The organism is Streptomyces sp. NPDC033966, from assembly GCF_055575955.1.
Window position 1 is genome coordinate 208763 of sequence record NZ_JBVIRQ010000005.1, and the last position, 21522, is coordinate 230284.

21 protein-coding genes are annotated in these 21522 nt (G+C 73.1%); 13 read left to right on the top strand and 8 right to left on the bottom strand.

Going from position 1 to position 21522, the window contains the following annotated elements; translation table 11 throughout:
• The first annotated feature begins 4 nt into the window (after window positions 1–4).
• The gene (locus tag ACZ518_RS16110; protein WP_469113662.1) at window positions 5–673 is read left to right on the top strand and encodes a LysE family translocator; all 669 of its coding nucleotides are present in this window, start codon (window positions 5–7) and stop codon (window positions 671–673) included.
• 29 nt (window positions 674–702) lie between these two features.
• On the opposite strand, the gene ACZ518_RS16115 is transcribed toward ACZ518_RS16110, so the two are convergent.
• Window positions 703–1182 (bottom strand): HIT family protein, encoded by a 480-nt coding sequence (locus ACZ518_RS16115; protein ID WP_469113663.1) that lies wholly within the window; start codon window positions 1180–1182, stop codon window positions 703–705.
• Window positions 1183–1467: 285 nt separating this feature from the next.
• Between ACZ518_RS16115 and ACZ518_RS16120 the strand changes: the two genes are divergently transcribed.
• The 7 genes from ACZ518_RS16120 to ACZ518_RS16150 all read left to right on the top strand — a co-directional run bounded on the left by ACZ518_RS16120 (window position 1468) and on the right by ACZ518_RS16150 (window position 8871).
• Window positions 1468–2397, top strand: a complete 930-nt coding sequence (locus ACZ518_RS16120) for an alpha/beta hydrolase (protein WP_469113664.1) — start codon at window positions 1468–1470, stop codon at window positions 2395–2397.
• Window positions 2390–3577 (top strand): acyltransferase family protein, encoded by a 1188-nt coding sequence (locus ACZ518_RS16125; protein WP_469113665.1) that lies wholly within the window; start codon window positions 2390–2392, stop codon window positions 3575–3577. The genes ACZ518_RS16120 and ACZ518_RS16125 overlap by 8 nt, the downstream gene beginning before the upstream one ends.
• A gap of 10 nt (window positions 3578–3587) precedes the next feature.
• Window positions 3588–4904, top strand: coding sequence for a sensor histidine kinase (locus tag ACZ518_RS16130; RefSeq protein ID WP_469113666.1), 1317 nt, complete (start codon window positions 3588–3590; stop codon window positions 4902–4904).
• Window positions 4901–5572 (top strand): response regulator, encoded by a 672-nt coding sequence (locus tag ACZ518_RS16135; protein ID WP_469113667.1) that lies wholly within the window; start codon window positions 4901–4903, stop codon window positions 5570–5572. Before ACZ518_RS16130 ends, ACZ518_RS16135 begins: the two co-directional genes overlap by 4 nt.
• Window positions 5573–5659: 87 nt before the next feature.
• On the top strand, window positions 5660–6988 hold the full coding sequence (locus ACZ518_RS16140; protein WP_469113668.1) for a sensor histidine kinase: 1329 nt from the start codon (window positions 5660–5662) through the stop codon (window positions 6986–6988).
• Window positions 6985–7644, top strand: a complete 660-nt coding sequence (locus ACZ518_RS16145) for a response regulator (protein ID WP_469113669.1) — start codon at window positions 6985–6987, stop codon at window positions 7642–7644. Before ACZ518_RS16140 ends, ACZ518_RS16145 begins: the two co-directional genes overlap by 4 nt.
• A gap of 9 nt (window positions 7645–7653) precedes the next feature.
• Window positions 7654–8871 carry a cytochrome P450 gene (locus ACZ518_RS16150; protein WP_469113670.1) on the top strand — a complete coding sequence of 406 codons (1218 nt, stop codon included), beginning with the start codon at window positions 7654–7656 and terminating at the stop codon, window positions 8869–8871.
• A gap of 115 nt (window positions 8872–8986) precedes the next feature.
• Here the strand turns inward: ACZ518_RS16150 and ACZ518_RS16155 are convergent, their stop codons facing one another.
• Window positions 8987–9805, bottom strand: a complete 819-nt coding sequence (locus tag ACZ518_RS16155) for a diacylglycerol kinase (protein WP_469114004.1) — start codon at window positions 9803–9805, stop codon at window positions 8987–8989.
• Window positions 9806–9989: 184 nt separating this feature from the next.
• Here ACZ518_RS16155 and ACZ518_RS16160 point away from each other — a divergent pair, with 184 nt between their 5' ends.
• The 3 genes from ACZ518_RS16160 to ACZ518_RS16170 all read left to right on the top strand — a co-directional run bounded on the left by ACZ518_RS16160 (window position 9990) and on the right by ACZ518_RS16170 (window position 12629).
• Window positions 9990–11273, top strand: coding sequence for an adenylosuccinate synthase (locus ACZ518_RS16160; RefSeq protein ID WP_469113671.1), 1284 nt, complete (start codon window positions 9990–9992; stop codon window positions 11271–11273).
• A gap of 151 nt (window positions 11274–11424) precedes the next feature.
• Entirely contained in the window at window positions 11425–12051 is a 627-nt protein-coding gene (locus tag ACZ518_RS16165) for a DUF6879 family protein (RefSeq protein WP_469113672.1), read from the top strand.
• An 83-nt stretch (window positions 12052–12134) separates the two neighbouring features.
• Window positions 12135–12629: a carboxymuconolactone decarboxylase family protein gene (locus ACZ518_RS16170; RefSeq protein WP_469113673.1), complete on the top strand. Its 495-nt coding sequence runs from the start codon at window positions 12135–12137 to the stop codon at window positions 12627–12629.
• Between the two features lie 21 nt (window positions 12630–12650).
• Here the strand turns inward: ACZ518_RS16170 and ACZ518_RS16175 are convergent, their stop codons facing one another.
• A complete protein-coding gene (locus ACZ518_RS16175) occupies window positions 12651–14282 on the bottom strand; it encodes an ADP-ribosyltransferase domain-containing protein (RefSeq protein ID WP_469113674.1) in 1632 nt (543 codons plus the stop codon).
• A 169-nt stretch (window positions 14283–14451) separates the two neighbouring features.
• On the opposite strand from ACZ518_RS16175, the gene ACZ518_RS16180 reads away from it, so the two are divergent.
• Window positions 14452–15129 (top strand): macro domain-containing protein, encoded by a 678-nt coding sequence (locus tag ACZ518_RS16180; RefSeq protein WP_469113675.1) that lies wholly within the window; start codon window positions 14452–14454, stop codon window positions 15127–15129.
• A gap of 27 nt (window positions 15130–15156) precedes the next feature.
• Here ACZ518_RS16180 and ACZ518_RS16185 read toward each other — a convergent pair whose 3' ends face one another.
• The 5 genes from ACZ518_RS16185 to ACZ518_RS16205 form a co-directional block, all read right to left on the bottom strand.
• Window positions 15157–16032 carry an alpha/beta hydrolase gene (locus tag ACZ518_RS16185; protein WP_469113676.1) on the bottom strand — a complete coding sequence of 292 codons (876 nt, stop codon included), beginning with the start codon at window positions 16030–16032 and terminating at the stop codon, window positions 15157–15159.
• 171 nt (window positions 16033–16203) lie between these two features.
• Window positions 16204–17415, bottom strand: coding sequence for a kynureninase (gene kynU, locus ACZ518_RS16190; protein ID WP_469113677.1), 1212 nt, complete (start codon window positions 17413–17415; stop codon window positions 16204–16206).
• Entirely contained in the window at window positions 17408–18256 is an 849-nt protein-coding gene (locus ACZ518_RS16195; protein ID WP_469113678.1) for a tryptophan 2,3-dioxygenase family protein, read from the bottom strand. Before ACZ518_RS16195 ends, kynU begins: the two co-directional genes overlap by 8 nt.
• Before the next feature lie 129 nt (window positions 18257–18385).
• On the bottom strand, window positions 18386–18799 hold the full coding sequence (locus ACZ518_RS16200; RefSeq protein WP_469113679.1) for a DUF3151 domain-containing protein: 414 nt from the start codon (window positions 18797–18799) through the stop codon (window positions 18386–18388).
• 68 nt (window positions 18800–18867) lie between these two features.
• Complete coding sequence (locus tag ACZ518_RS16205) at window positions 18868–20004, bottom strand: CE1758 family FMN-dependent luciferase-like monooxygenase (protein WP_469113680.1); 1137 nt, start codon at window positions 20002–20004, stop codon at window positions 18868–18870.
• Between the two features lie 305 nt (window positions 20005–20309).
• On the opposite strand from ACZ518_RS16205, the gene ACZ518_RS16210 reads away from it, so the two are divergent.
• The gene (locus ACZ518_RS16210; protein WP_469113681.1) at window positions 20310–21515 is read left to right on the top strand and encodes an IS701 family transposase; all 1206 of its coding nucleotides are present in this window, start codon (window positions 20310–20312) and stop codon (window positions 21513–21515) included.
• Window positions 21516–21522: the final 7 nt, after the last annotated feature.

The following is a 21522-nucleotide window of genomic DNA, read 5'->3' on the forward strand; positions in this document are numbered from 1 at the left end:
CCGTGTGCTCACGCAACTCGCCGCGGCGACCGGCGTCCTGGCCCTGCTGACCCTCGTACCCGGCCCCGACATGGCCATCGTCACCCGGCGGGCCGTCTCCCGGGGACGGGCCGACGGGCTGCGTACCGTCGGCGGGATCGCCGTCGGACTGCTGCTGTGGGGTGCCCTGACGGCGGCCGGGCTCGCGGCGCTGCTCGCCGCCTCGGCCGAGGTGTACCTGGTGGTCAAGCTCGCTGGAGCGGCGTACCTCTGCTTCCTCGGCGCGCAGTCCCTGCGCCGCCCGGGCGCCGGGGCCGTTCTGGACGGCGCCGCGGGTGACACGGGCAACGCGGGTGCCGCGGGTGCCGCGGGGGGACATCCCGCGCCCGCCCGCGGCGGCGGCAGTGCCTGGCGCACCGGCCTGGTCGCCAACGCCCTCAACCCGAAGATCGCCGTGTTCTACACCGGCCTGCTACCCACCCTCGCGCCGCCGGGCCTGAGCCCGGCGGCGGGGATGGCACTCCTCGTGCTGGTCCACGTACTGCTGACGCTGGCCTGGCTGAGCACGTACGTCTACGTCCTGTCGCGCGCCCGGCGCTTCTTCACGCGGCCGCGCGTCCGCCGGACGATGGACCGGGTGACGGGCATCGTCCTGATCGGCTTCGGGGTGCGCGTGGCCACGTCCGCGACGTAGCTCCCGGGTAGGGGGCCGGAGCCGCCCGGCTACGCGAGGAGGCGGTCGAGCTCCTCCGTGACGGCGGCCCGTATCCCGTCGTGGCGGGGCGCGAGCGCGTGGCGTTCGCCGCGCCAGCACTCCTCGTCCTCGTAGAGCCACACCGGCATCCGGACGAGGTCCTCGGGCTCCCAGTCGTAGCGGGGCCAGATGTGGGCGTGCAGGTACGGGTCGGTGTTGCCGAGGATCTCGATGTTCACGCGGCGGAAAGCCAGGTCGAGCCGCGCGCAGGCCCGCTCGACGGCCTCGGCGAGCCGCTCCAGGTCGGTGAGGTAGGCGATCCGGCGGGCCGGGGGCAGGTCGGAGAGCCGGGTCACGGCGGGGTCGTCGGTCAGCAACACCGAGTACCCGGGCAGGAACTGCCGGTCCCCGATGGCCGCGAATCCGGAGTCGAGGCGGCGCAGGACGGTGGGGTTCAGCCCCCGGTGCGCGCTGCCGATGCGGTCGTGTCGCCAGTCGATCTCGTTCATCCCGGGACCCTAACGGAGCGCGCCGGAGGGCGGTTTGCCGGTGCCGGACCGCTCCGCGCGGACGCGCTGCCGTGCGGCGGGGCCCGGGCCGGTGCTCGTGGAGCGGTGCTCGTGGAGCGGTGGAGAACCGCTGCCGGCTGGCTCTCAGGTAGCGGTGGTCATACCTGAGAGCTACCTCTGAAGCCCGCTCCGCAGCGTGACGCCGACGAGGGGTGCCGATTCCTAACTTCGTTACCAGAGCGGGCGCCTGCCCGCCGGACCGAAGGACAGGAAGAGGAATCCGACATGAGCACTGGCAGCCGCCTCCGCCGCACTCTGCTGGCCGGCCTCGTCGCCGCGGCCGTCGTGCTCCCCGTGTCCGCCGCCGCGTCTCCGCGGATCCCGGCGCCGGCCCCGGAGGCCGTCGCCGAGTCCGCCACCCCGGAGAGCCGGTACGCCGCCGCCCTCGCCGGCATCGCGGGGGCGGCGCGGACGGCCGAGGATTCGGGCCACGCCGGCCGGGCCGCGAAACTGCGGGCGATGGCCGGGGCCGGAGCCCAGTTCCTCACCTTCGACGGCCGCGGCCAGGGCCGCGCCGTAGAGGTGTTCGGCGACCTGGGCGGCGCGGACCGGATCGCGGTCCTGGTGCCGGGCTCGGACACGAACCTGGACACCTACCAGCGCTTCCGGGAGGGGGCGCTCTCCCTTCAGCAGCGGCTCCAGGCAGCGCACCCGCGCTCCGCGGTGGTCGCCTGGCTCGGCTACGACACGCCCGGCACGGTCAGTACCACCGTCCTGACCGCCGACCGCGCCGACCGGGCCGCGGCCGAACTCGGCCCGTTCCTTTCCGGGTTGCGGAAGCTGACGTCGGCCGAGGCGCGGATCTCCCTGCTCTGCCACTCGTACGGCTCGGTGGTCTGCGGCCGGACCAGGACCGGCCCGGAGGTGACCGACATGGCCCTGTACGGCAGCCCTGGTACGGGAGCGGCCACCGCGGGGGACCTGCCGACCGCCGCCCGGGTATGGGCCGGCCGGGGCTCCGGCGACTGGATCGGCAATGTTCCCCATGTCCGGCTCGGCGGCGTCGGGTTCGGTACCGATCCCGTCGATCCCGCCTTCGGCGCCCGTGCCTTCGCGGCCGGCTCCGCCGGGCACAGCGACTACCTCAAGCCCGGCACCGAGTCCCTCGGCAGCCTGGCCCGCATCGTCCTCGGAGCGGAGGCCCCGCATGCGTAGGCTGCGCGCCCGCTGGTCGGCCCTCGCCGACCGTGTCGACGGAGCGACCCCGGAGGACCGGGACCGCTCCGTGGACGCCCTGCGGGCCCTCGCGATCCTCGGAGTCGTTCTCGGGCACTGGCTGGTGACCTCGCTGACCAGTACCGACGGCGGTCTGCGCGGGGTGAGCCCGCTGGCCCACATGCCCTGGCTGGCCCCGGTGTCCTGGGTGTTCCAGACCCTGGCCGTGTTCTTCCTGGTCGGCGGGCATGTGGCGGCCCAGGGGTACGCGTCGGCGCGGGCGCGCGGGGTCTCGTACGGGAGCTGGGTCCGGCTGCGGCTGGGGCGGCTGTTCCGCCCGGTGGCGGCGGTGCTCGCACTGTGGGCGGTCGTGGCGGGCGGACTGCTGCTGGGCGGCGCCGAACTGGACACCGTCCATACCCTGCTCCGGCTGGTGTGGTCGCCACTGTGGTTCCTGCTGGTGTTCGCCGCGCTGACCACCGCGACCCCGCTGGTGGTCCGGCTGAGCCCGCTGTGGCCCGCGCTCGTGGTGGCGGCGGTCGACGTGTGGCGGTTCGGCCTCGGCGGGCCCGAGTGGATCGGCTGGGTCAATGTCGCCGCGGGCTGGCTCGTCCCCTACACCCTGGGCGCTGCCTGGGCGCGGGGTGCGTTCGCCCGGCGCCGTCCGGCCCTGCTCCTGCTGGGCGGCGGCGCGGCCGGCGCGGCCGCGCTGGTCCTGTGGGGCGGGTACCCGGCGTCGATGGTGGGGGTGCCGGGGGCCGCGGTGTCCAACCTGAACCCGCCGACGCTGGCCGCCGTCGCCTTCGGGCTGGCCCAGTGCGGGCTGGCGCTGCTGGCGCGCGGGCCGCTGGCCCGGGTCATGCGCAGGCCGCGCACCTGGGCGAAGGTGGCCCTGATGAATCTGTCCGCGATGACGGTCTTCCTCTGGCACCAGACCGCGATGATGTCCGTCACCGCTCTGGGGCTGCTGGCCTCCTCCGACCTGCCCGGGCTGCACACCGTGCCCGGTACGGCGGGCTGGATAGCCGCCCGGATGCTGTGGCTGCCGGTGTTCGCGGCCGCCCTGGCCGTCTGCTGGGCCGCCTTCCACACCTACGAGCGGGCTCCCCGGCCCCGGAAGGCCGCCGGGGCCCTCCGCGACCGGCGTCCGGGATCCGTGAGGGAGATCTCCCATGCCTAGGGTGGCCGACGTGAACCAGCAGACAGAACCCGGGGCCGGGGGCCCCTCCCAGGACGGCCCCGCCCCGCGCGGTGTGGCCCGGCAGCTGTTCTCCCTCGGGCGGGATCCGCTGCCCCGGATGAAGCGGCCGCGCTGGCTGGCCCGGCTGCCGCACGCCCTGGTCGTGTATGTCGCCGTCCTCTTCGGCTTCCTGACGTCCGTGCAGCTCCAGGACCACTACCACGTGCACGATCCGAGCGTCGTGGTGCTGTCGCTCTTCACCGGCTTCTCCATCGTGGCCGCGATGTTCCGGCCGGTCGCCGCCTGGTGGCTCGGCCTGGTGACCGCCGGCTTCATCGCCGCCTCGATCCAGGGCCATGTCGGGCAGGGCCAGACCTGGCCCTGGACACCGATCGGACCCTTCGCCTTCGCTCCGCTGGTCCTGCTGGTGGCCCTGCGCGTGCCGCCTCGGGTGACGGCCGCGGTCGTCGCCGTCTCCGTCGCCTGCACCGGAGTCGGGGAAATGCTCTTCAAGCCGGAGCACAGCCAGAGCAGCGCCGTCGGCGCGCTCCTCGTCTTCGGCTTCGCGGGCCTCCTCGGGTACGCCCTGCGGGCGACGCGGCTGGCCCGCGGCCAGCTCGTCGTGCAGGAGACCCTGACGGAGGAGGAGCGGGCGCGGCGGACGCTGCTGGAGGAGCGCAGCCGGATCGCGCGTGAGCTGCACGACGTCGTCGCCCACCACATGTCGGTGATCTCCATCCAGGCCCAGGTGGCCCCGCACCTGGTGGAGAACCCTTCCCCGGAGCTGAAGGAGAACCTCGCCGGCATCCGGCAGAACGCCCTGGAGGCCCTCACCGAACTGCGGCGCGTCCTGGGGGTGCTGCGCTCCGAGCACGCCGACGATCCGGCCAACCCGCACCACCCGCAGCCCACCCTCGCCGAGCTGGACGCCCTCGTGGACAACGTCCGCGCGGCCGGGCTGGACGTCACCACCGAGACCGCGGGCATACGGCGGCCGCTGACCCCGGGCGTGGAGCTCACCGCCTACCGGATCGTGCAGGAGGCGCTGAGCAACTGCCTGCGCCACGCCCCCGGTTCCCGCGTGGAGGTCGGCATCGCCTACGGGCCGCGCGAACTGCACCTGTGCGTGGCGAACTCGGCGCCGACCCGGCCGGCCCCTCCCTCGCCCGGTGCGGGGCACGGGCTGCTCGGCATGCGGGAGCGGGCAGGCATGCTGGGGGGAGAACTGGCAGCAGGCCCGCGCCCTGACGGCGGGTACGAGGTGAGCGCCGTGCTCCCCATGGACCCGCCCGGCGGTTCCCCCTCCGAGAAGAAGAAGGACGTATGAGCACTCCGATCAGGGTGATGATCGCCGACGACCAGATGATGGTCCGGCAGGGCTTCACCGTCCTGCTGAACGCCGAGCCCGACATCGAGGTGGTCGGCCAGGCCGTGGACGGCGCCGACGCGGTGGCGAAGGCCGGGGAACTCGCGCCGGACGTGGTCCTGATGGACATCCGCATGCCGGGGATGGGCGGCATCGAGGCCACCTCCGTCATCACGGGCACACCCGACTCGGCGGTGAAGGTGCTGGTGCTGACCACCTTCGACCTGGACGAGTACGTGTACGAGGCGCTGCGCGCGGGTGCTTCCGGCTTCCTCCTGAAGGACGCCTCGGCGGACCAGCTGGCCGAGGCCGTGCGGGTGGTCGCGGCCGGTGAGGCCCTGCTGTCGCCGAACATCACGAAGCGCCTGATCACCGAGTTCTCGCGGCTGGGCGCTCCGCGTGCGCCGTCCAGGGCGCGGATCGAGGAGCTGACGGAGCGGGAGACCGAGGTGCTGTCGCTGATCGCCCAGGGCCTGTCGAACGGGGAGATCGCGGCGCACCTGGTGGTGGCCGAGCAGACGGTGAAGACCCATGTGGGCCGGATCCTGGTGAAGCTGGGCCTGCGGGACCGGACCCAGGCCGCGGTGTTCGCCTATGAGACGGGCCTGGTCCGTCCGGCGGGCTACTGAGGGCCCCGTGTAGTACCTGAGGGGGACCCCGGGAAATCCCCTTCGGCGGCGACGCGGTCGAGGGGGGCACCGGCCTACGGTTTGGACATGACCGAGACGACCACCGGGGCGACCCCCCGGCCTCCCGAACTGCGGATGGCTTCGGGCCTGATCCAGAGCCTGCGCGACGATCTGATCACCGGTGCCTTCGCCTACAGGCCGCTCCCGCTGATGCGGACGGACGGCCCGCTGGTGCGCCGGCTCCCGGAGGGGATACGCCCGAAGGCGGCCTATCTGCCGCATGCCGTGGTGGTCGTGACGGCGTTCTTCGTGACCGTGCTCGCGAGCGCCGACAACCAGTACGGCGCGCCGCCGGTGCAGTTCGTGGTGCTGGGTCTGCTCGCGGCGGGTCCGGTGCTGATGACCCTGGTGCGTCCCGCGGGGGCGTTCTGGGGGGTGCTGGCGCTGACCACCGCCCTGTCGGTGTTCTCCGACCGGAACCTGTCCTGGCCGTGGTCGCCGAGCACCTTCTTGGCGACCATCGCCGTCATGACGTTCGTGGCCATGCGGCTGCGGCCCCGGGCCGCCGCCTGGATGTGGGTCATCACCCTGCTGTACGGGACGGTCCTGCCGATCCTGTTCAGCGGTGCGGACGGCGGCGCCGTCGCGCCGATGGCCTTCTTCTCGGCGGTTGCCCTGCTGGTGGTGACGGTCCGTAACACCCGCAGGGAGGCCCGGCAGGAGGTGATCGCCGAGCGGGAGGTGACGGCCGTCGAGCGGGACCGGCGGACGCTGCTGGAGGAGCGGACGACCATCGCGCGGGAGCTGCACGACGTGGTCGCGCACCACATGTCGGTGGTGGCGATCCAGGCGGAGGCGGCCCCGTACCGGGTGAAGAATCCGCCGCCGGAGCTGGAGGCGGCCTTCGCGACCATCCGGGAGAACGCGGTGGCCGCCCTGACGGAGCTGCGGCGGGTGCTGGGTGTGGTGCGGTCCGCGGACTACGAGGCCCCGGAGGCCCCGCAGCCGACACTGGCCTCCCTGGACGGGCTGCTGGCCAATGTCCGGGAGGCCGGTCTGAGCGTGGACAAGACCGTCACCGGTGCGGTGCGCGAGCTGCCGCAGGGCGTGGAGCTGTCGGCGTACCGGATCATCCAGGAGGCCCTGAGCAACAGTCTGCGGCACGCCCCGGGGGCGCCGGCCGGCGTGGAGATCTCGTACGTGCTGGGCGGTCTGGGGATACGGGTGGTCAACGGTCCGGCGGCCGGGGACGTCCCGCCCTCGCCGGGAGCGGGGCACGGGATCACCGGGATGCGGGAGCGGGTGGCGATGCTGGAGGGGGAGATGACGGCCGGGGAGACCGGTTCGGGCGGGTACGAGGTGGCCGTGTTCATACCGGTGCGCAGCCGCCAGCAGCCCGAGGAAGTGCCGGCATGACGATCCGGGTGCTGATCGTCGACGACCAGATGATGGTCCGCGAGGGGTTCTCCGTCCTGCTGAACGCGATGGAGGGCATCGAGGTCGTCGGGGAGGCCGTGGACGGCAGGCAGGCCATCGCGCAGGTGGCGGCCCTGAGGCCGGACGTGGTGCTGATGGACATCCGGATGCCGGAGATGAACGGCCTGGAGGCGACGCGGCAGATCGTGGCGGCGGACACGGACGCGAAGGTGCTGGTCCTGACGACCTTCGACCTCGACGAGTACGTGTACCAGGCGCTGCGCGCGGGGGCGTCCGGGTTCCTGCTGAAGGACGCCTCCGCACGGCAGCTGGCGGAGGGGGTGCGGGTGGTGGCGGCCGGGGAGGCGCTGCTCGCCCCGTCGGTGACGAAGCGGCTGATCTCGGAGTTCTCGAAGCTTTCGGAGGTGCAGAGGGCGGCGGACCCTTCGGGGGTGGCGGAGTTGACGGAGCGGGAGACTGAGGTGCTGGTGCTGATCGCGCAGGGTCTGTCCAACGGGGAGATAGCGGACCGGTTGCTGGTCGCGGAGTCGACGATCAAGACGCACGTGAGCCGGATCCTGGTGAAGCTGGGCCTGCGGGACCGGACCCAGGCCGCGGTGTACGCCTACGAGACACGGCTGGTGACGCCTGCTTAGGGTGCTGGAATGCGCTTTGATCCTTGGGATGCCGCGTTCGTCGCCGATCCGTACCCCGCTTACCGGGAGTTGAGGGAGCAGGGGAGGGCGGTGTGGTGCGAGGCGACGGGGCAGTGGCTGGTGCCGCACTACGCCGATGTGAGCGCGCTGCTGCGGGACCGGCGGCTGGGGCGGACCTACCTGCACCGGTTCAGCCACGAGGAGTTCGGGCGCGAGGCTCCGCCGTCGGAGCACGAGCCGTTCCACGTGCTCAACGGGAACGGCCTGCTGGACCTGGAGGATCCGGCGCACGCCCGGGTGCGGCGGCTGGTGTCGAAGGCGTTCACCCCACGCATGGTGGAGCGGCTCGCGCCGTCGGTCGAGCGGCTGGCGCGGGAGCTGGCGGCCGGGCTGCGGGCCGCCGGCGGCGGGGACCTGCTCACCGCCGTCGCCGAACCGCTGCCGGTGGCGGTGATCGCGGAGCTGCTGGGGGTTCCGGAGGGCGACCGGGGGCTGCTGAGGCCCTGGTCGGCGGACATCTGCGGGATGTTCGAGCTGCGGCCGGACGCGGAGACCGCGCGGCGGGCGGTGACGGCGAGCGTGGAGTTCAGCGCGTACCTGCGGGAGCTGATCGCCGTGCGCCGCAAGGAGCCCGGCACGGATTTGATCTCCGCGCTGATCGCCGCCCACGATGAGGAGGGGCGGCTCAGCGAGCAGGAGATGATCTCGACCTGCGTCCTCCTGCTGAACGCCGGGCACGAGGCGACCGTGAACACCACGGTGAACGGCTGGTGGGCCCTGTTCCGCAATCCCGGTCAGCTCGCCGCCCTGCGCGCGCAGCACCGCCCGGCGGGCGCGGAAAAGTTGTCCACAGCTGTGGATGAACTGATGCGCTACGACACGCCCCTCCAAATGTTCGAGCGCTGGGTGCTCGACGACGTCGAGGTCGGGGACACGGTCATCCCCCGCGGGGCCGAGGTGGCGCTGCTCTTCGGGTCCGCGAACCGGGACCCCGCGCGCTTCGAGGACCCGGACGTGCTCGACCTCGGACGGGCCGACAATCCGCACCTGACCTTCGGGGCCGGGATCCACTACTGCCTGGGCGCGCCCCTGGCCCGGCTGGAGCTGGCGGCTTCGTTCGGGGCGCTGCTCGACGCGGGAGACCCGCCGATGCGGCTCGTGCGGGAGCCGCGGTGGCAGGAGGGCTATGTGATCCGGGGGCTTCGGGAGCTTCTGGTGGAGTTCTAGGCCGCCACCGGTGGTGCGCACGAAAAGCCCGCTGTCGTCCCGGTCTGCGGCTTACGGTGCGGGGCGGGGTGGGCGGGCGGGCGCACCGGCCCCGCCCACCCCCGCACCGGGCACCTCACCTCGGCAGTGTCAGCGCCCAGGCCGCACGCCGCACCGTCCAGGTGCGCCTCCGCACCGGCCCGGCCAGGGCGTGGTCCGCGCGGTAGCGGAAGTCCTCACCGGACGCCCCGACCACCCCGGACACCGTGACCGCCTCCGCGCACCCCCTCAGCGGCGGTGCCCCCGACAGCCGCACCACCACCTCCACCGGCCCCGCTCCGCCCCCGGCCGTCCGTACGGCCACGTCCTCCACCGGGCGGTCCCCGTCGGCCAGCACCACCCCGTCGACCTCCACCCGCAGCCGGTGCACCGGCCACACGGGCGCTGCCGGGCCCGGCAGCAGGGTCCGCAGCAGCGAGCGGTAGCCCCCGCCGCGCCGCACGGCCGACACCGGCGGGCTGATCCGCAAGCCGCCCAGCACCACGCCGCCGCCGTCGTCCACCAGCAGGTCCCGCGGCCGCGGCACGCCGTCCAGCGCCGTCCTCGCCGCCAGCACCGCCGAGAGAGGCACCCCGAGCGACCGGGCCAGTGCCAGCGACCCCGGCGGCCCCACCGGGATCAGCGAGACCACCCGCTCGCCGGGCTCCCGCTCCCGGTGCAGCAGCCCCACGGCCCGCACCAGCGCCCGGTCGTCGCCCACGATCACCGGCCGCCGATGACCGCGGCGGGCGAGGGCCCGCGCAAATTCCTCCTGCGAATCCGGGAGGCAGATTTTCGCCGCCGCTCCCGCTGACAACACATCCTTCGCGATTCGCACGGACTCGCCGTCAAGACGGCGGGCGACCGGGTCGACGAGCACGAGCAGGCCGCCTACCGGCGCGCCCGCATGGCTCATGGCGGGCTCTGGAGCCGACACCTCGGTCCTTCCTCGGGTAGCATCTTTGTGCAAGAGGCCCTTGCGCTATTGCGCCAGGGCCTTCGTCTATTCCGGGGCACCGGTCCGACGGCTCAGCCTGCGGTGTACATCGTCGTACGCCCCCTGACCTTGGACATGCCCCATCCGGAAGAGGTGTACGCCTGTGCCCGCTCTTGTGCTGCTCGGAGCTCAGTGGGGTGACGAGGGCAAGGGAAAGGCCACCGACCTGCTCGGTGGATCCGTTGACTATGTGGTGCGCTACCAGGGTGGCAACAACGCCGGCCACACGGTCGTCGTAGGCGACCAGAAGTACGCGCTGCACCTTCTCCCCTCCGGCATCCTCTCCCCCGGATGCACCCCGGTCATCGGCAACGGTGTCGTCGTCGACCCGGCCGTCCTGCTCTCCGAGCTGCGCGGTCTGAACGAGCGCGGCATCGACACCTCCAAGCTGCTCATCAGCGGCAACGCGCACCTGATCACGCCGTACAACGTCACCCTCGACAAGGTCGGCGAGCGTTTCCTCGGCAAGCGCAAGATCGGCACCACCGGCCGCGGCATCGGCCCGACCTACGCCGACAAGATCAACCGCGTCGGCATCCGCGTCCAGGACCTCTACGACGAGTCGATCCTCACCCAGAAGGTCGAAGCGGCCCTGGAGGGCAAGAACCAGCTCCTCGCGAAGCTGTACAACCGCCGCGCGATCGAGGCCTCCGCGATCGTCGAGGAGATGCTCCAGTACGCGGACCAGATCAAGGGCTACGTCGCCGACACCACCCTGATCCTGAACAACGCGCTGGACGAGGACAAGGTCGTGCTCTTCGAGGGCGGCCAGGGCACCCTGCTCGACGTCGACCACGGCACGTACCCCTTCGTCACCTCCTCGAACCCGACCGCCGGCGGCGCCTGCACCGGCACCGGCGTGGGCCCGACGAAGATCAGCCGCGTCATCGGCATCCTCAAGGCCTACACGACCCGCGTCGGCGCGGGCCCGTTCCCGACCGAGCTGTTCGACGAGGACGGCGAGGCGCTGCGCCGCATCGGCGGCGAGCGCGGCGTGACCACCGGCCGCGACCGCCGCTGCGGCTGGTTCGACGCCCCGATCGCCCGCTACGCCACCCGCGTGAACGGCCTGACGGACTTCTTCCTCACCAAGCTGGACGTCCTGACCGGCTGGGAGGAGATCCCCGTCTGCGTCGCGTACGAGATCGACGGCAAGCGCGTCGAGGAGCTGCCCTACTCGCAGACCGACTTCCACCACGCGAAGCCGATCTACGAAACCCTCCCGGGCTGGTCCGAGGACATCACCAAGGCCAAGACCTTCTCCGACCTGCCGAAGAACGCGCAGAACTACGTGAAGGCGCTGGAGGATATGTCGGGCGCCCCGATCTCCGCGATCGGCGTCGGCCCCGGCCGCACCGAGACGATCGAGATCAACTCGTTCCTCTAGGCATCGGCCGCACGTGTACGCCCGAAGGGGCGGGGAGCTCACCGCTCCCCGCCCCTTCGGCGTTTTCGGCAGACCCGCGCGAACACGTACCGCGCCCGGTGGATCACGTTCGGTACAGTCGGGGCACCGTCACCCAGGCTGGGGATTCCAGATGCACGATCTCCGCGCGCCGGCGCTCCCGGCAACCCGAGGCGAGCCGCTCGACGCCGACACCTACGCCGAAGAGCTGCGGGTGCGCCGCGCGTCGGTCCGCAACGGCGAGTCCTGGCGGCTGGAGCGGCTCCAGCACTTCGAGGAGACCGCCAACCCGACCCGGGAGGCGCTGCGCCGGGGCGACTGGCGGGAGGTGCTCCGGCTGATCGAGGCGGAACGCACCACCGCGCGCCGGGCCGCCGACGACGACAGCCGCAACGGTTCCCCCTTCCGCAGGCTGCGGGTGGTGGAGGAGCCGCTGTCCCCCTACGTGCAGTGGCAGCTGCACTGGCTCCACATGCGCGCCGAGGCCGGGCACCAGACGCGGGTGCTGTCGGCCGAGGAGTTCTCCTTCGCCGAGGCCCAGGGCGGCCCGCTGCCCGAGATCGTGATCCTCGGCGGCCGCGTCCTGTACGAGGTCCTCCACACCCCCGCCGGCGTCCACACGGGCAGCCGCCGGTACGAGGACCCGGCGATCGTCAGGCCCTGGGAGGTGTACGTGAAGCGGGCCTACGCGATGGCCGAGGACCTGCGGACCTACTTCACCCACTCCGTCGCGCACCTGCCGCCGCCCCCGGCTGCCTGAAAAAAACTTTCCCGGGCCTGTCACATCCGCGCTCTCCCCCGGGTCAGTGCTGTGAAGACACCGACCGAAGGAGAGCAGCACCCATGACGAACGCCCCCGCCTCGATCTCCCGGATGCCCAACCCGGGCGAGTTCGTGCCCGAGCTGAACGACGTCAGCGCCGCCCTCTTCCGCGCCACCGGCAACCGCTCGGTGCCGCGCACCACGATCAGCCTGGTGCACCTGCGCGCCGGACAGATCGTCCACAACACCTACCTGACCGTCCTGAACACCGCCTTCCTCCGCAAGGCCGGCGAGTCCGAGGAGCGCATCACCGCCGTCTCCTCCTGGCAGGACGCGCCGTACTTCAGCGCGGCCGAGCGCGCCGCGCTCGCCCTGGTGGAGGCCACCCTCCAGCCCGCCCCGCGCGGCCAGGAGCGCGTCCCGGACGAGCTGTACGCCGAGGTGGCCGAGCACTACGACGAGAAGGCGCTGGCCACCCTCACCATCGCGATCGGCCAGATCAACTTCTTCATCGCGCTGGCCGTGATCGGCAAGCCGCAGCCGGTCACCTCCCTCGCCGACCAGCAGTGGGACTGAGGAACGGCGGTCCGCGCCGGGTCAGGACACCAGGGTCTGCTCCTCCAGCTCGGTCAGCCGCACCGTGCACAGCCCGCCGCGCTCGGACCTCACGTCCGTGACCTTCAGCTGCGTTCCCGGGGAGAGGATGAACTCCTCCTCCTCGGTGAACGCGGAGAAGTCCCGGATGCCGACCGCCCGGGCGGGCACCACCTCGAAGAGCGTCCGCTTGCCGCGGCTGCCGAGGAAGCCCCGCGCGACACCGAGCTTCGGCGTGCAGGAGGACACGCCCCACCAGGTGACGGTGCGGCCCAGCGGGTACTGCGCCCGCAGGTCCAGCGCCACGCCCCGGTACAGCGGCTCGGTGCGCGCGGGCAGCCCCGACACGGCCGAGAACAGCAGCCGCAGGTAGGGCAGGTACGGGACGAGCCTGGAGCGGTCCGGGGAGCGCAGGACGGCGTTGATCTCCCGGTAGAACGCGGACTCGCAGGTGTAGAGGTAGAGGGCGGAGACCGCGTCGGCGGACAGCGCTCCGGCCGCTCCGTCCGCCCGCGTCTTTCCGAACTCGTACGACCGGTCGACGTGCCGGCCGAGTCCGGACAGCAGCTCGGCGACGGGTGCGACGGCGTCCCGGAAGTCCATGAGCGGGGTGTCGAACACGCCGGTGATCGCGGGGAGGACGAGGCCCTCGTCCTTGACGCTGGAGAGGCGCTCCAGATACAGCTGGTGCAGTTCCATCGTGGAGGCGATGAAGGCGCCCATGCGCGCCGCGACGTCCTCGCCGCCCGCCCCGCCGGCCTCGTCCGCGCGCTCGTTCCACCCCTTCTCCGGGAGCCAGTCGACGGGGGCCGCGCCCAGTGACGCGAGCGCGTCGTTGACCGTCGCGAAGTGGTCGCCGTCGCAGAAGACGTCGCCCTGCGCCGCGGGATTGGCGTGGTCGATGTGCCGGACCTCGACGCCGGGGTACTTCTTCTGGAGTTCGAGGACGACCTTCTTCAGGCTGCGTGCGTGGGCGCCCCACCAGGCGAAGACGACCCCGCGGTCCTCCTCGTCGGCGGCCTCCTTGGCCTTGAGGATCTCCTCGACGATCCGCTCGGCGACCGGCCTCCAGAAGGCGGTGTGCGGATCGGCGCCGCCCCGCGCCCCGTCGCTGCTCGCGGTGAGCGCGGCGTTCAGCAGGAGCACGCCCTGGGTGAGCATCGCCTGGAACCATTCCGGCGGCTGCACGGTGTCCCGCTCCTTCAGGAGCGCGCGTATGTCGGCGATCGGGGTCTTCTTGGGAATTCCGTGCTTCCACATCGCCGCGGCCTTGATGATGCAGCGAATACTGACGACCCGGCCGAACTGGCTGTCCTTCCAGTCGTGGAAGGTGTTGTCGAACATCGCTATGCCGGTGGCGCTTTCCGGCCTCGGATACGGGTTCTGCCCGAAGACGACGACCTTCCACTTGTGCGGCGGATTCGGCTTGAGCGCCTGGAAGGTCAGCTCGCGGACCGGGACGACTTCCGGGCTGCGGCCCGCGCCGATGAACGCGGCGGCGTTCGGCTGGGCCTCGATGACGGGCCTCAGCAGCGGGAACCACGGTTCGCCACCGCCCTTGAACAATTCGGCGAGGGCCAGCGGGTCATTCGGGTCGGGCTGTGCGGGACCGGCCGGGGAATTGGTTACGGGCATGGCGGCAACTCCGAAATGTCGAACCTGACTTCGAATCTTTCCGGAGGCTAGCAGCGGGCACTGACAACGCTGACCTGTCGTCACCGGCCGTTGCTTCCAAGGCGATTGTCAGTGGCCGCCGCTAGCGTGGTGAGTGGTCAGAAAGACCGTTTCCCGATTGGAGTGGATGATGACCGAGGACCTCGTGCAGCCTGCGCTCAGGGTCGTACTGACCGACGTCAACGCCGATGTGGTGGAGTCGTGGCGGGCCGCCTTCGCCGACACCCCCGGGATCGAGATCCGCCGGGGCTCGATCCTCGACGAGGACGTCGACGCGTGGGTCAGCCCGACCAACTCCCGCGGCCGGATGGACGGCGGGGTCGACGCGGCCGTCAAGCGCTTCCTGGGAGCGGGCATCCAGCTGCGCGTGCAGCGGGCCATACGCGACCGGTTCGCCGGCAGCCTGCCGGTGGGCAGCGCGGTGTGCGTGCCGTCCGGGGCCCTCACTCCGCGCTTCCTGATCTCGACGCCGACGATGGAGACGTCCTCGCAGAACGTCAGCGAGACCCTGAACGTGGCCCTGGCCTGCGCGGCCGCCTTCCAGGCCGTCCACCGGCAGAACGAGGAGAAGCCCGGCAGCATCCGCTCGGTGGCGCTGGTCGGCATGGGCGCCCGGACCGGCCGCGTGCCGGCGCGGGTCTGCGCGAACCTGATGTGGACGGGCTACACCCTCTTCAACGACCACCGCTTCGACGACTACGACGACCTGCGCGCCACGATCACCGCGCAGCTGGACGACATAGAGAGCGCCCCCGCCGGGAAGCGGGTGCGCATCACCCCGCCGAAGCGGGCCACGCCCCGGCGCTGACCGGCCGGGGAGCCGTAAGGGCGCCGGCTACCAGGCGAGCTGGGAGATCTCCTCCGCGACCACCGCGCAGGCGTCGGCGGCCGGGTCGATCAGGGGGAAGTGGCCGACGCCCTCGACCAGGGTCAGGCCGACCATCTCGCCCGCCTTCGCCGCCGCGGCCACGTACGACTCCGCCACCGCCGGCGGGACCACGATGTCCTCGCGGCCGTGCACCACGGTGGTGGCGATGCCCGTCGGGAGCAGCGCCGCCGGGTCGGCGAAGGGCAACCGGGCGTCCCAGTGCTCCGGCCCGCCCAGCAGCTGCGCCGACGCGCCGCCGCAGACGCCGAGTTGCTCCGCGACCGCGAAGTCCGCGATCGGGGCCAGCGCCACCACACCGCGCAGCGGCGGCGGGGCGGGCAGCCGCCAGGGGGAGCCGTGCGGCAGCACGTGGCGCGCCGCCGCCCACAGCGCGAGCTGTCCGCCCGCCGAGTGGCCGGTCACCACGGTCCGGCGGAAGTCGGCGGCGGGCAGGGCGGCCGCGGCCAGGCCGGGCAGGGCGTCCATGGCGGCGGCCACGTCGTCGAAGGTCTCGGGCCAGCGCCCGGCCACCGGCCCGCCGGCGTCCTGGTGGGGCAGGGAACTGCCGCGCCGGTACTCGACGTTGGCGACGGCGAAACCGCGCCGGGCGAGGAGGTCCGCGAAGGGGGTGATGTGCTGCCGGTCGTAGGGGGCCCGCCAGGCCCCGCCGTGCAGGACCACGACCAGCGGGGCGGAGCCCGTGACGTCCCCGCGCGGGGCGTAGAAGTCGACGACCTGGTCGGGGTGGTCCCCGTAGGCGGCGCTCGCGTCGGGCCCGACCGGGGGGTGCGCGAAGGCCGAGGCGGCCTCGGCGGCGTCCCGTTCGACTGCGGGGTCCGTCATCGGCTCAACCTCTCGGTAACGCGTGGGACAGGGGGGACAGATGTTCCGGTGTTCCGACTGAGCGGGACCGTACCAGTCCGACACGTGCCACCGACCGCCGGAACGGGCCCGCACGGAGGCGGGCGGAGCCGTAGCCCCGCCCGCCCCGTGGTGTGACGTTTCGCTACCGCGTCACCCGAAAATGTGACCCAGTGTGCGGGCCGCGCGCTCCACATCGGCGAATCCGACGTAGAGCGGGGTGAACCCGAACCGCAGGACGTCGGGGGCGCGGAAGTCGCCCACGACCCCCCTGGAGATGAGCTCCGCCATCACCTCGCGGGCGCCCTCCGCCCACAGCGAGACCTGGCTGCCGCGCCGGCCGTGCTCGGCCGGGGTGACCGGCTCGACCCGGCCCTGCGGGACGTACGCGGCCACGCATTCGAGGAAGAAGTCCGTCAGCGCGAGGGACTTGGCGCGCACGGCCTCGACGTCCACGCCCTCCCAGGCGTCGAGGGCCGACTCCAGCGCCAGCATCGACAGGATGTCCGGGGTCCCGACGCGCATCCGGGCCGATCCCTCGGCGGGGACGTAGTCCGGGGTCATCGCGAAGGGCTCCGCGTGCCCGTTCCAGCCGGGCAGCGGGGAGTCGAAGGCGCCCTGGTGCCGTTCGGCCACGTAGATGTAGGCGGGCGAACCGGGGCCCCCGTTGAGGTACTTGTACGTGCAGCCCACCGCCAGGTCGACGGCGTGCGCGTCGAGCCCGACGGGCAGGGCTCCGGCGCTGTGGCACAGGTCCCACACGATCAGCGCGCCCGCGGCGTGCGCGGCCGCCGTGAGGCCGGGCAGGTCGTGCAGCCGTCCGGTGCGGTAGTCGACGTGGTTGAGCAGTACCACCGCGGTGTCGTCGCCGAGTGCGCCTGCCGCGTCGGAGGGGTCGACCGGGACGAGTTCGAGGCCGGTCATCCGGGCGGCGGACGCGGCGATGTAGCCGTCCGTCGGGAAGGTGGTGGCGTCGACCAGCATCCGGGTCCGGCCGGGCGCCGCCAGACGGGCGGCACCGACGAGGGCCTTGAAGAGGTTGACGCTGGTGGAGTCGCCCACGGTCACCTGGCCGGGGCCGGCGCCGATCAGCGGGGCGATGCGGTCGCCGATCCGCTGCGGGGCGGTCCACCAGCCGCTCTCGTCCCAGGAGCGGATGAGCAGCTCGCCCCACTGGCGGTGCACGACGTCGGCCACCGCGCCGGGGACCCCGGCCGGCAGCGCGCCGAGGGAGTTCCCGTCGAGGTAGACCACCCCGTCGGGCAGGGTGAAGCGCTCGCGGAGCTTGCCGAGGCCGTCCTCGGTGTCGAGGCGCGCGGCCCGCTCCTGGAGCTCCGGTATCGGGTTCGGGGCGGCCTCAGACATGGCTGCGGGCCGTCCAGAGCTCGGGGAAGACGTTCTTCGTGGCGCGCTTCTCCAGCCAGGTCACCCCGGCCGAGCCGCCCGTGCCCGTCTTCGCGCCCATCGCCCGGCGCGTGGCGACCAGGTGGTCGTTGCGCCAGCGCCAGACCAGCTCGGCGACGTCCGTCAGCACCTCGCCGAGGCGGTGCAGGTCGGCGTGGCGGCCGGCCGGGTCGGCGTAGAGGTCCGTCCACACGGCCTCGACCTCGGCGGAGGGCTCGTAGCGCAGGGCGAGGTCCCGGTCCAGGACCGCCTTGGGGACCGGCAGGCCGCGGCGGGCCAGCAGGCGCAGGGTCTCGTCGTACACGCTGGGCTCGTGGAGGGCCTTCTCCAGCTCGGCGTGGACCCGCGGGGCGCCCCGGTGGGGGACCAGCATCGACGCGGACTTCTCGCCCAGCAGGAACTCCATCCGGCGGTACATCGCCGACTGGAAACCGGAACCCTCGCCGAGGGCGGCGCGGTACGAGTTGAACTGCCCGGGGGTGAGCTGGGCCAGCGGCCGCCAGGAGGCGTTCAGGGCCTCCAGCTCACGGAGGGATCGTTTCAGCGCGTCCATCGCGACCGGGACGTCGTCCTCGCGCAGGGCGCGGGCGGCGGTCTCCCACTCGTGGACGATGACCGTGAACCACAGTTCCATGACCTGGGTGGTCACCAGGAACACCATCTCGCCGGGATCGTCCGAGCGCAGGTGCTGGAGGTGGGTGAGGACGTCCGCCTGGACGTAGTCCTCGTACGGAGTCGTGCCGTCGAAGTCGAGGTTCGGGGTGTCCGAACCGGCTCCGGAGGCATCAAGGGCGTGCGACATTTCTGTCTCCTCGACACGTGCTTCCGGGTAGCGGTCCGCTCCTTCCGGTGAGGTAAGTGGAGCCCCGGTCCCCTGCTCCGCATCATAAGCAGGGGATCCGGAAGCCCTCTAGGGCGCTCCTGGAGAGCGTTATGCGAGCGTGTCCGCCGCCGTCTCCGAGGAATCGCGCAGGAAGGTCGAGCAGCGCTCGTACTCCTCCTTCTCGCCGATGGCCCCGGCGGCCCGCGCCAGGGCGTGCAGGGCGCGCAGGAAGCCGCGGTTCGGCTCGTGCTCCCACGGCACCGGACCGTGGCCCTTCCAGCCGGCGCGGCGCAGCGCGTCGAGGCCGCGGTGGTAGCCCGTACGGGCGTACGCGTACGACTCGACCGTGCGGCCGGCCTCGAAGGCCTGGTCGGCGAGGGCGGCCCAGGCGAGGGAGGAGGAGGGGTGCGCGGCGGCCACCTCGGTCGGGTCGGTTCCGGCGGCGAGGGCCTCGCGGGGCGCGGGCTCGTCGGGCAGGTGGGTGGGGGCGGGGCCCCCGAGCAGGTTCTGGTGAATCGACATGGGTTCAGTCTGGCCGACGGAGCCGGCGGCCGGCGGCCGGGCCCGGATCACGCGCCGGCACGTCCGCGTCACCCGCCCGCGGCACGCCCCGGCCCCAGCACCGTCCCCGGCCCCGTCGCCGTCGCTGTCGCCGGCCCCCGCCCCGGCCCCGTCGCCGGATGGCGGGGGCCCGGGGGGACGGACGCGGGACGGGAGGCGGCCAGCTCCCGGCGCAGGACCGGCACGATCCGCTCGCCCAGCACGTCGACCTGCTCCAGGGCCACCGCCGACGGCAGCCCGGAGTGGTCCACGGCGAAGAGCTGGCGCTGGTAGTCCCCGTACACCTCGCGGAAGGCGAGGACCTTCTCGATCACCTGGTCCGGACTGCCCACGGCCAGCGGCGTCCGCGCCACGCACTCCTCCAGCGAGTAGCGCCCGCCGAAGACCCGGGACCGGTCGAAGTACGGGCGGAACTCCCGCACCGCGTCCTGCGAGCGCGCCCGCACGAAGACCTGCCCGCCCAGCCCGACGACCGCCTGCTCGGCGGTGCCGTGGCCGTGCTCCTCGTACCGGGCGCGGTACAGCTCCACCAGGCGGGCGTACTGGTCGACCGGCCCGAGGAGGTTGTCCGCGAAGAAGCCGTCGCCGTAGTACGCGGCCTGCTCCGCGGTCTCCGGCGAGCGCACCGACCCGTGCCACACGAAGGGCGGTACGCCGTCCAGCGGCCGGGGCACGGAGGTGAAGCCGTCGAGGCGGGCCCGGAAGCGGCCCTGCCAGTCGACGTCCTCCTCCCGCCACAGGCGGTGCAGCAGGGCGTAGTTCTCCCGGGCCAGCGCCATGCCCTGGCGCAGGTCCTGCCCGAACCACGGATAGCAGTTCGGGGTGTTGCCCCGGCCCGTCATCAGGTCGAGGCGCCCGCCCGCCAGGTGCTGGAGCAGTGCGTACTCCTCCGCGACGCGGACCGGGTCGTTGGTGGTGACCAGGGTGGTGGCGGTGGACAGGATCAGCCGCCGGGTGCGCGCCGCGAGGTAGCCGAGCAGGGTCGGCGGCGAGGAGGTCACGTAGGGCGGGCTGTGGTGCTCGCCGGTGGCGAAGACGTCGAGCCCGGCGTCCTCCGCCCGCTGGGCGAGCGCGGTCATGGCCAGGATCCGCTCGTGCTCGGTCGGCATGCGGCCCGTCGACGGGTCGGGCGCGACCTCGCCGATCGAGAAGACGCCGAACTGCACCCCGCCCCTCCCGTGTCGACTCCGCCGCCCCGCGGGGGCGGCGGAGCGGGGCAGGCCCCGGCACCGCGGCTCGTGGCCCCGCGACCCGACCGTGCCCGATTCGCGTCGGTCCGGCCAGGTCCGCCCCGGCAGTCCGTCAAGTCGCCCGGGGGATGTCCGCGACGTGGCGCACCCCCCGGGTGGTGGCGGCCCCACCACGATCCGGCCGAGTGCGGTGACCGGCACACCTCCCCGGAAGAGGGGTGCTCGGCCGACGGTAGAGGTGCAGTGGACGCACGCCGAGGGGGCATGTCGTGAAAGCGGTCATGAGCAGCATCAACAGCATCAGCAGGGGCACCGGCACGGGCACGGGCACGGTGGCGCAGGTCCGGCGGGACCCGGCCCGGGAGGCGGCCGACGACCTGTGTTCCGTGGTCCTGTCCTCGCTGCGCCGCAAGGACCAGCGGGAGAAGGGCCGGCAGTACGTGCAGGGGCTGCTCGCCCTGCCCGGCCGCAAGTCGATGCGCGGGATCGCGGGGCAGGTCGGGGGCGGGGCCGCCGAGCAGAGCATGCACCACTTCATCTCCGGCTCCACCTGGGACTGGGAGCCGATCCGCGCCTCGCTCGCGGGGTTCCTCCAGGCGGCCACCCCGCTGACCGCGTGGGTGGCGCAGCCGATGGCCATCCCGAAGGGCGGCGAGCACTCGGTGGGGGTGGCGCACCGCTTCGACCCGCACCAGGGTCAGATGTTCCGGGGGCAGCAGGCCTTCGGGACCTGGTTCGCCTCGGCGGGGCTGGTCACTCCGGTCGGCTGGCGGATGCACCTGCCGGAGGACGCCGCCCCCGGCGCCCCCGGCGCCCCCGGTGGCTTCGACGCCGCCGACGCGCAGGCCGCGTACGAGGAGTCCGCGGCGGACGCGGTCATCGAGACGGTGCGGCGCAGCGGCAACCGGCGCCCGGTGGTGCTGGACATCCAGCGGATCGGCACCCGCTCCACGATGAACCGCTTCGCCGAGGCCGGACTGCCCGTCATCGCCCGCGTCGCGCCGTCGACGCCGCTGCTCGTCACCGACCCCGCGCTGCCCGGCCACGGCGCCGGGGCGCGCCCCGCGCGGGACGTCCTGCAGTCGGTGAAGGGGCTGTGCACCCCGGTGGAGTGGACCGACCCGGACCCCGCGGTCCCGGGCGGCCGCCACCGCAGCACCCTGGCCGTCGCGGTGCGGGTGATGATGCCCGACCCCTCCCCGGCCCGCCGCCGCCACCTGCTGCTGGTCGGCGAGTGGACGGACCCGCGCCGCCCTCCGGCGCAGCTGTGGGTGACGGACCTGGTACGGCTGCCCGTGGGCCCGTTGCTGCGGCTGACGAAGCAGGGCCGGCGGGTCGGGTTCGCCGCCGAGCACAGCGGCCAGGAGGCGGGCCTGCGCGACTTCGCCGGGCGGGCCCTGCCCGGCTGGCACCGGCACGTCACGCTGGCCTCGGTCGCGCACGCGGCCCGCGCCCTGACCCGCACGGAGCACTACGCGGCGGCGTAGACCGGGC

Excerpts from the sequence above, each read along its gene's own strand:
- ACZ518_RS16170 (WP_469113673.1), top strand. The coding sequence starts at position 12,135 with ATGACGAACGCCCCCGCCTCGATCTCCCGGATGCCCAACCCGGGCGAG.
- ACZ518_RS16175 (WP_469113674.1), bottom strand. The coding sequence starts at position 14,282 with ATGCCCGTAACCAATTCCCCGGCCGGTCCCGCACAGCCCGACCCGAAT.
- ACZ518_RS16120 (WP_469113664.1), top strand. The coding sequence starts at position 1,468 with ATGAGCACTGGCAGCCGCCTCCGCCGCACTCTGCTGGCCGGCCTCGTC.
- ACZ518_RS16145 (WP_469113669.1), top strand. The coding sequence starts at position 6,985 with ATGACGATCCGGGTGCTGATCGTCGACGACCAGATGATGGTCCGCGAG.
- ACZ518_RS16210 (WP_469113681.1), top strand. The coding sequence starts at position 20,310 with ATGAGCAGCATCAACAGCATCAGCAGGGGCACCGGCACGGGCACGGGC.
- ACZ518_RS16195 (WP_469113678.1), bottom strand. The coding sequence starts at position 18,256 with ATGTCGCACGCCCTTGATGCCTCCGGAGCCGGTTCGGACACCCCGAAC.
- ACZ518_RS16180 (WP_469113675.1), top strand. The coding sequence starts at position 14,452 with ATGACCGAGGACCTCGTGCAGCCTGCGCTCAGGGTCGTACTGACCGAC.
- ACZ518_RS16115 (WP_469113663.1), bottom strand. The coding sequence starts at position 1,182 with ATGAACGAGATCGACTGGCGACACGACCGCATCGGCAGCGCGCACCGG.
- ACZ518_RS16165 (WP_469113672.1), top strand. The coding sequence starts at position 11,425 with ATGCACGATCTCCGCGCGCCGGCGCTCCCGGCAACCCGAGGCGAGCCG.
- ACZ518_RS16150 (WP_469113670.1), top strand. The coding sequence starts at position 7,654 with ATGCGCTTTGATCCTTGGGATGCCGCGTTCGTCGCCGATCCGTACCCC.
- ACZ518_RS16135 (WP_469113667.1), top strand. The coding sequence starts at position 4,901 with ATGAGCACTCCGATCAGGGTGATGATCGCCGACGACCAGATGATGGTC.
- kynU (WP_469113677.1), bottom strand. The coding sequence starts at position 17,415 with ATGTCTGAGGCCGCCCCGAACCCGATACCGGAGCTCCAGGAGCGGGCC.
- ACZ518_RS16140 (WP_469113668.1), top strand. The coding sequence starts at position 5,660 with ATGACCGAGACGACCACCGGGGCGACCCCCCGGCCTCCCGAACTGCGG.
- ACZ518_RS16185 (WP_469113676.1), bottom strand. The coding sequence starts at position 16,032 with ATGACGGACCCCGCAGTCGAACGGGACGCCGCCGAGGCCGCCTCGGCC.
- ACZ518_RS16125 (WP_469113665.1), top strand. The coding sequence starts at position 2,390 with ATGCGTAGGCTGCGCGCCCGCTGGTCGGCCCTCGCCGACCGTGTCGAC.
- ACZ518_RS16155 (WP_469114004.1), bottom strand. The coding sequence starts at position 9,805 with ATGAGCCATGCGGGCGCGCCGGTAGGCGGCCTGCTCGTGCTCGTCGAC.
- ACZ518_RS16200 (WP_469113679.1), bottom strand. The coding sequence starts at position 18,799 with ATGTCGATTCACCAGAACCTGCTCGGGGGCCCCGCCCCCACCCACCTG.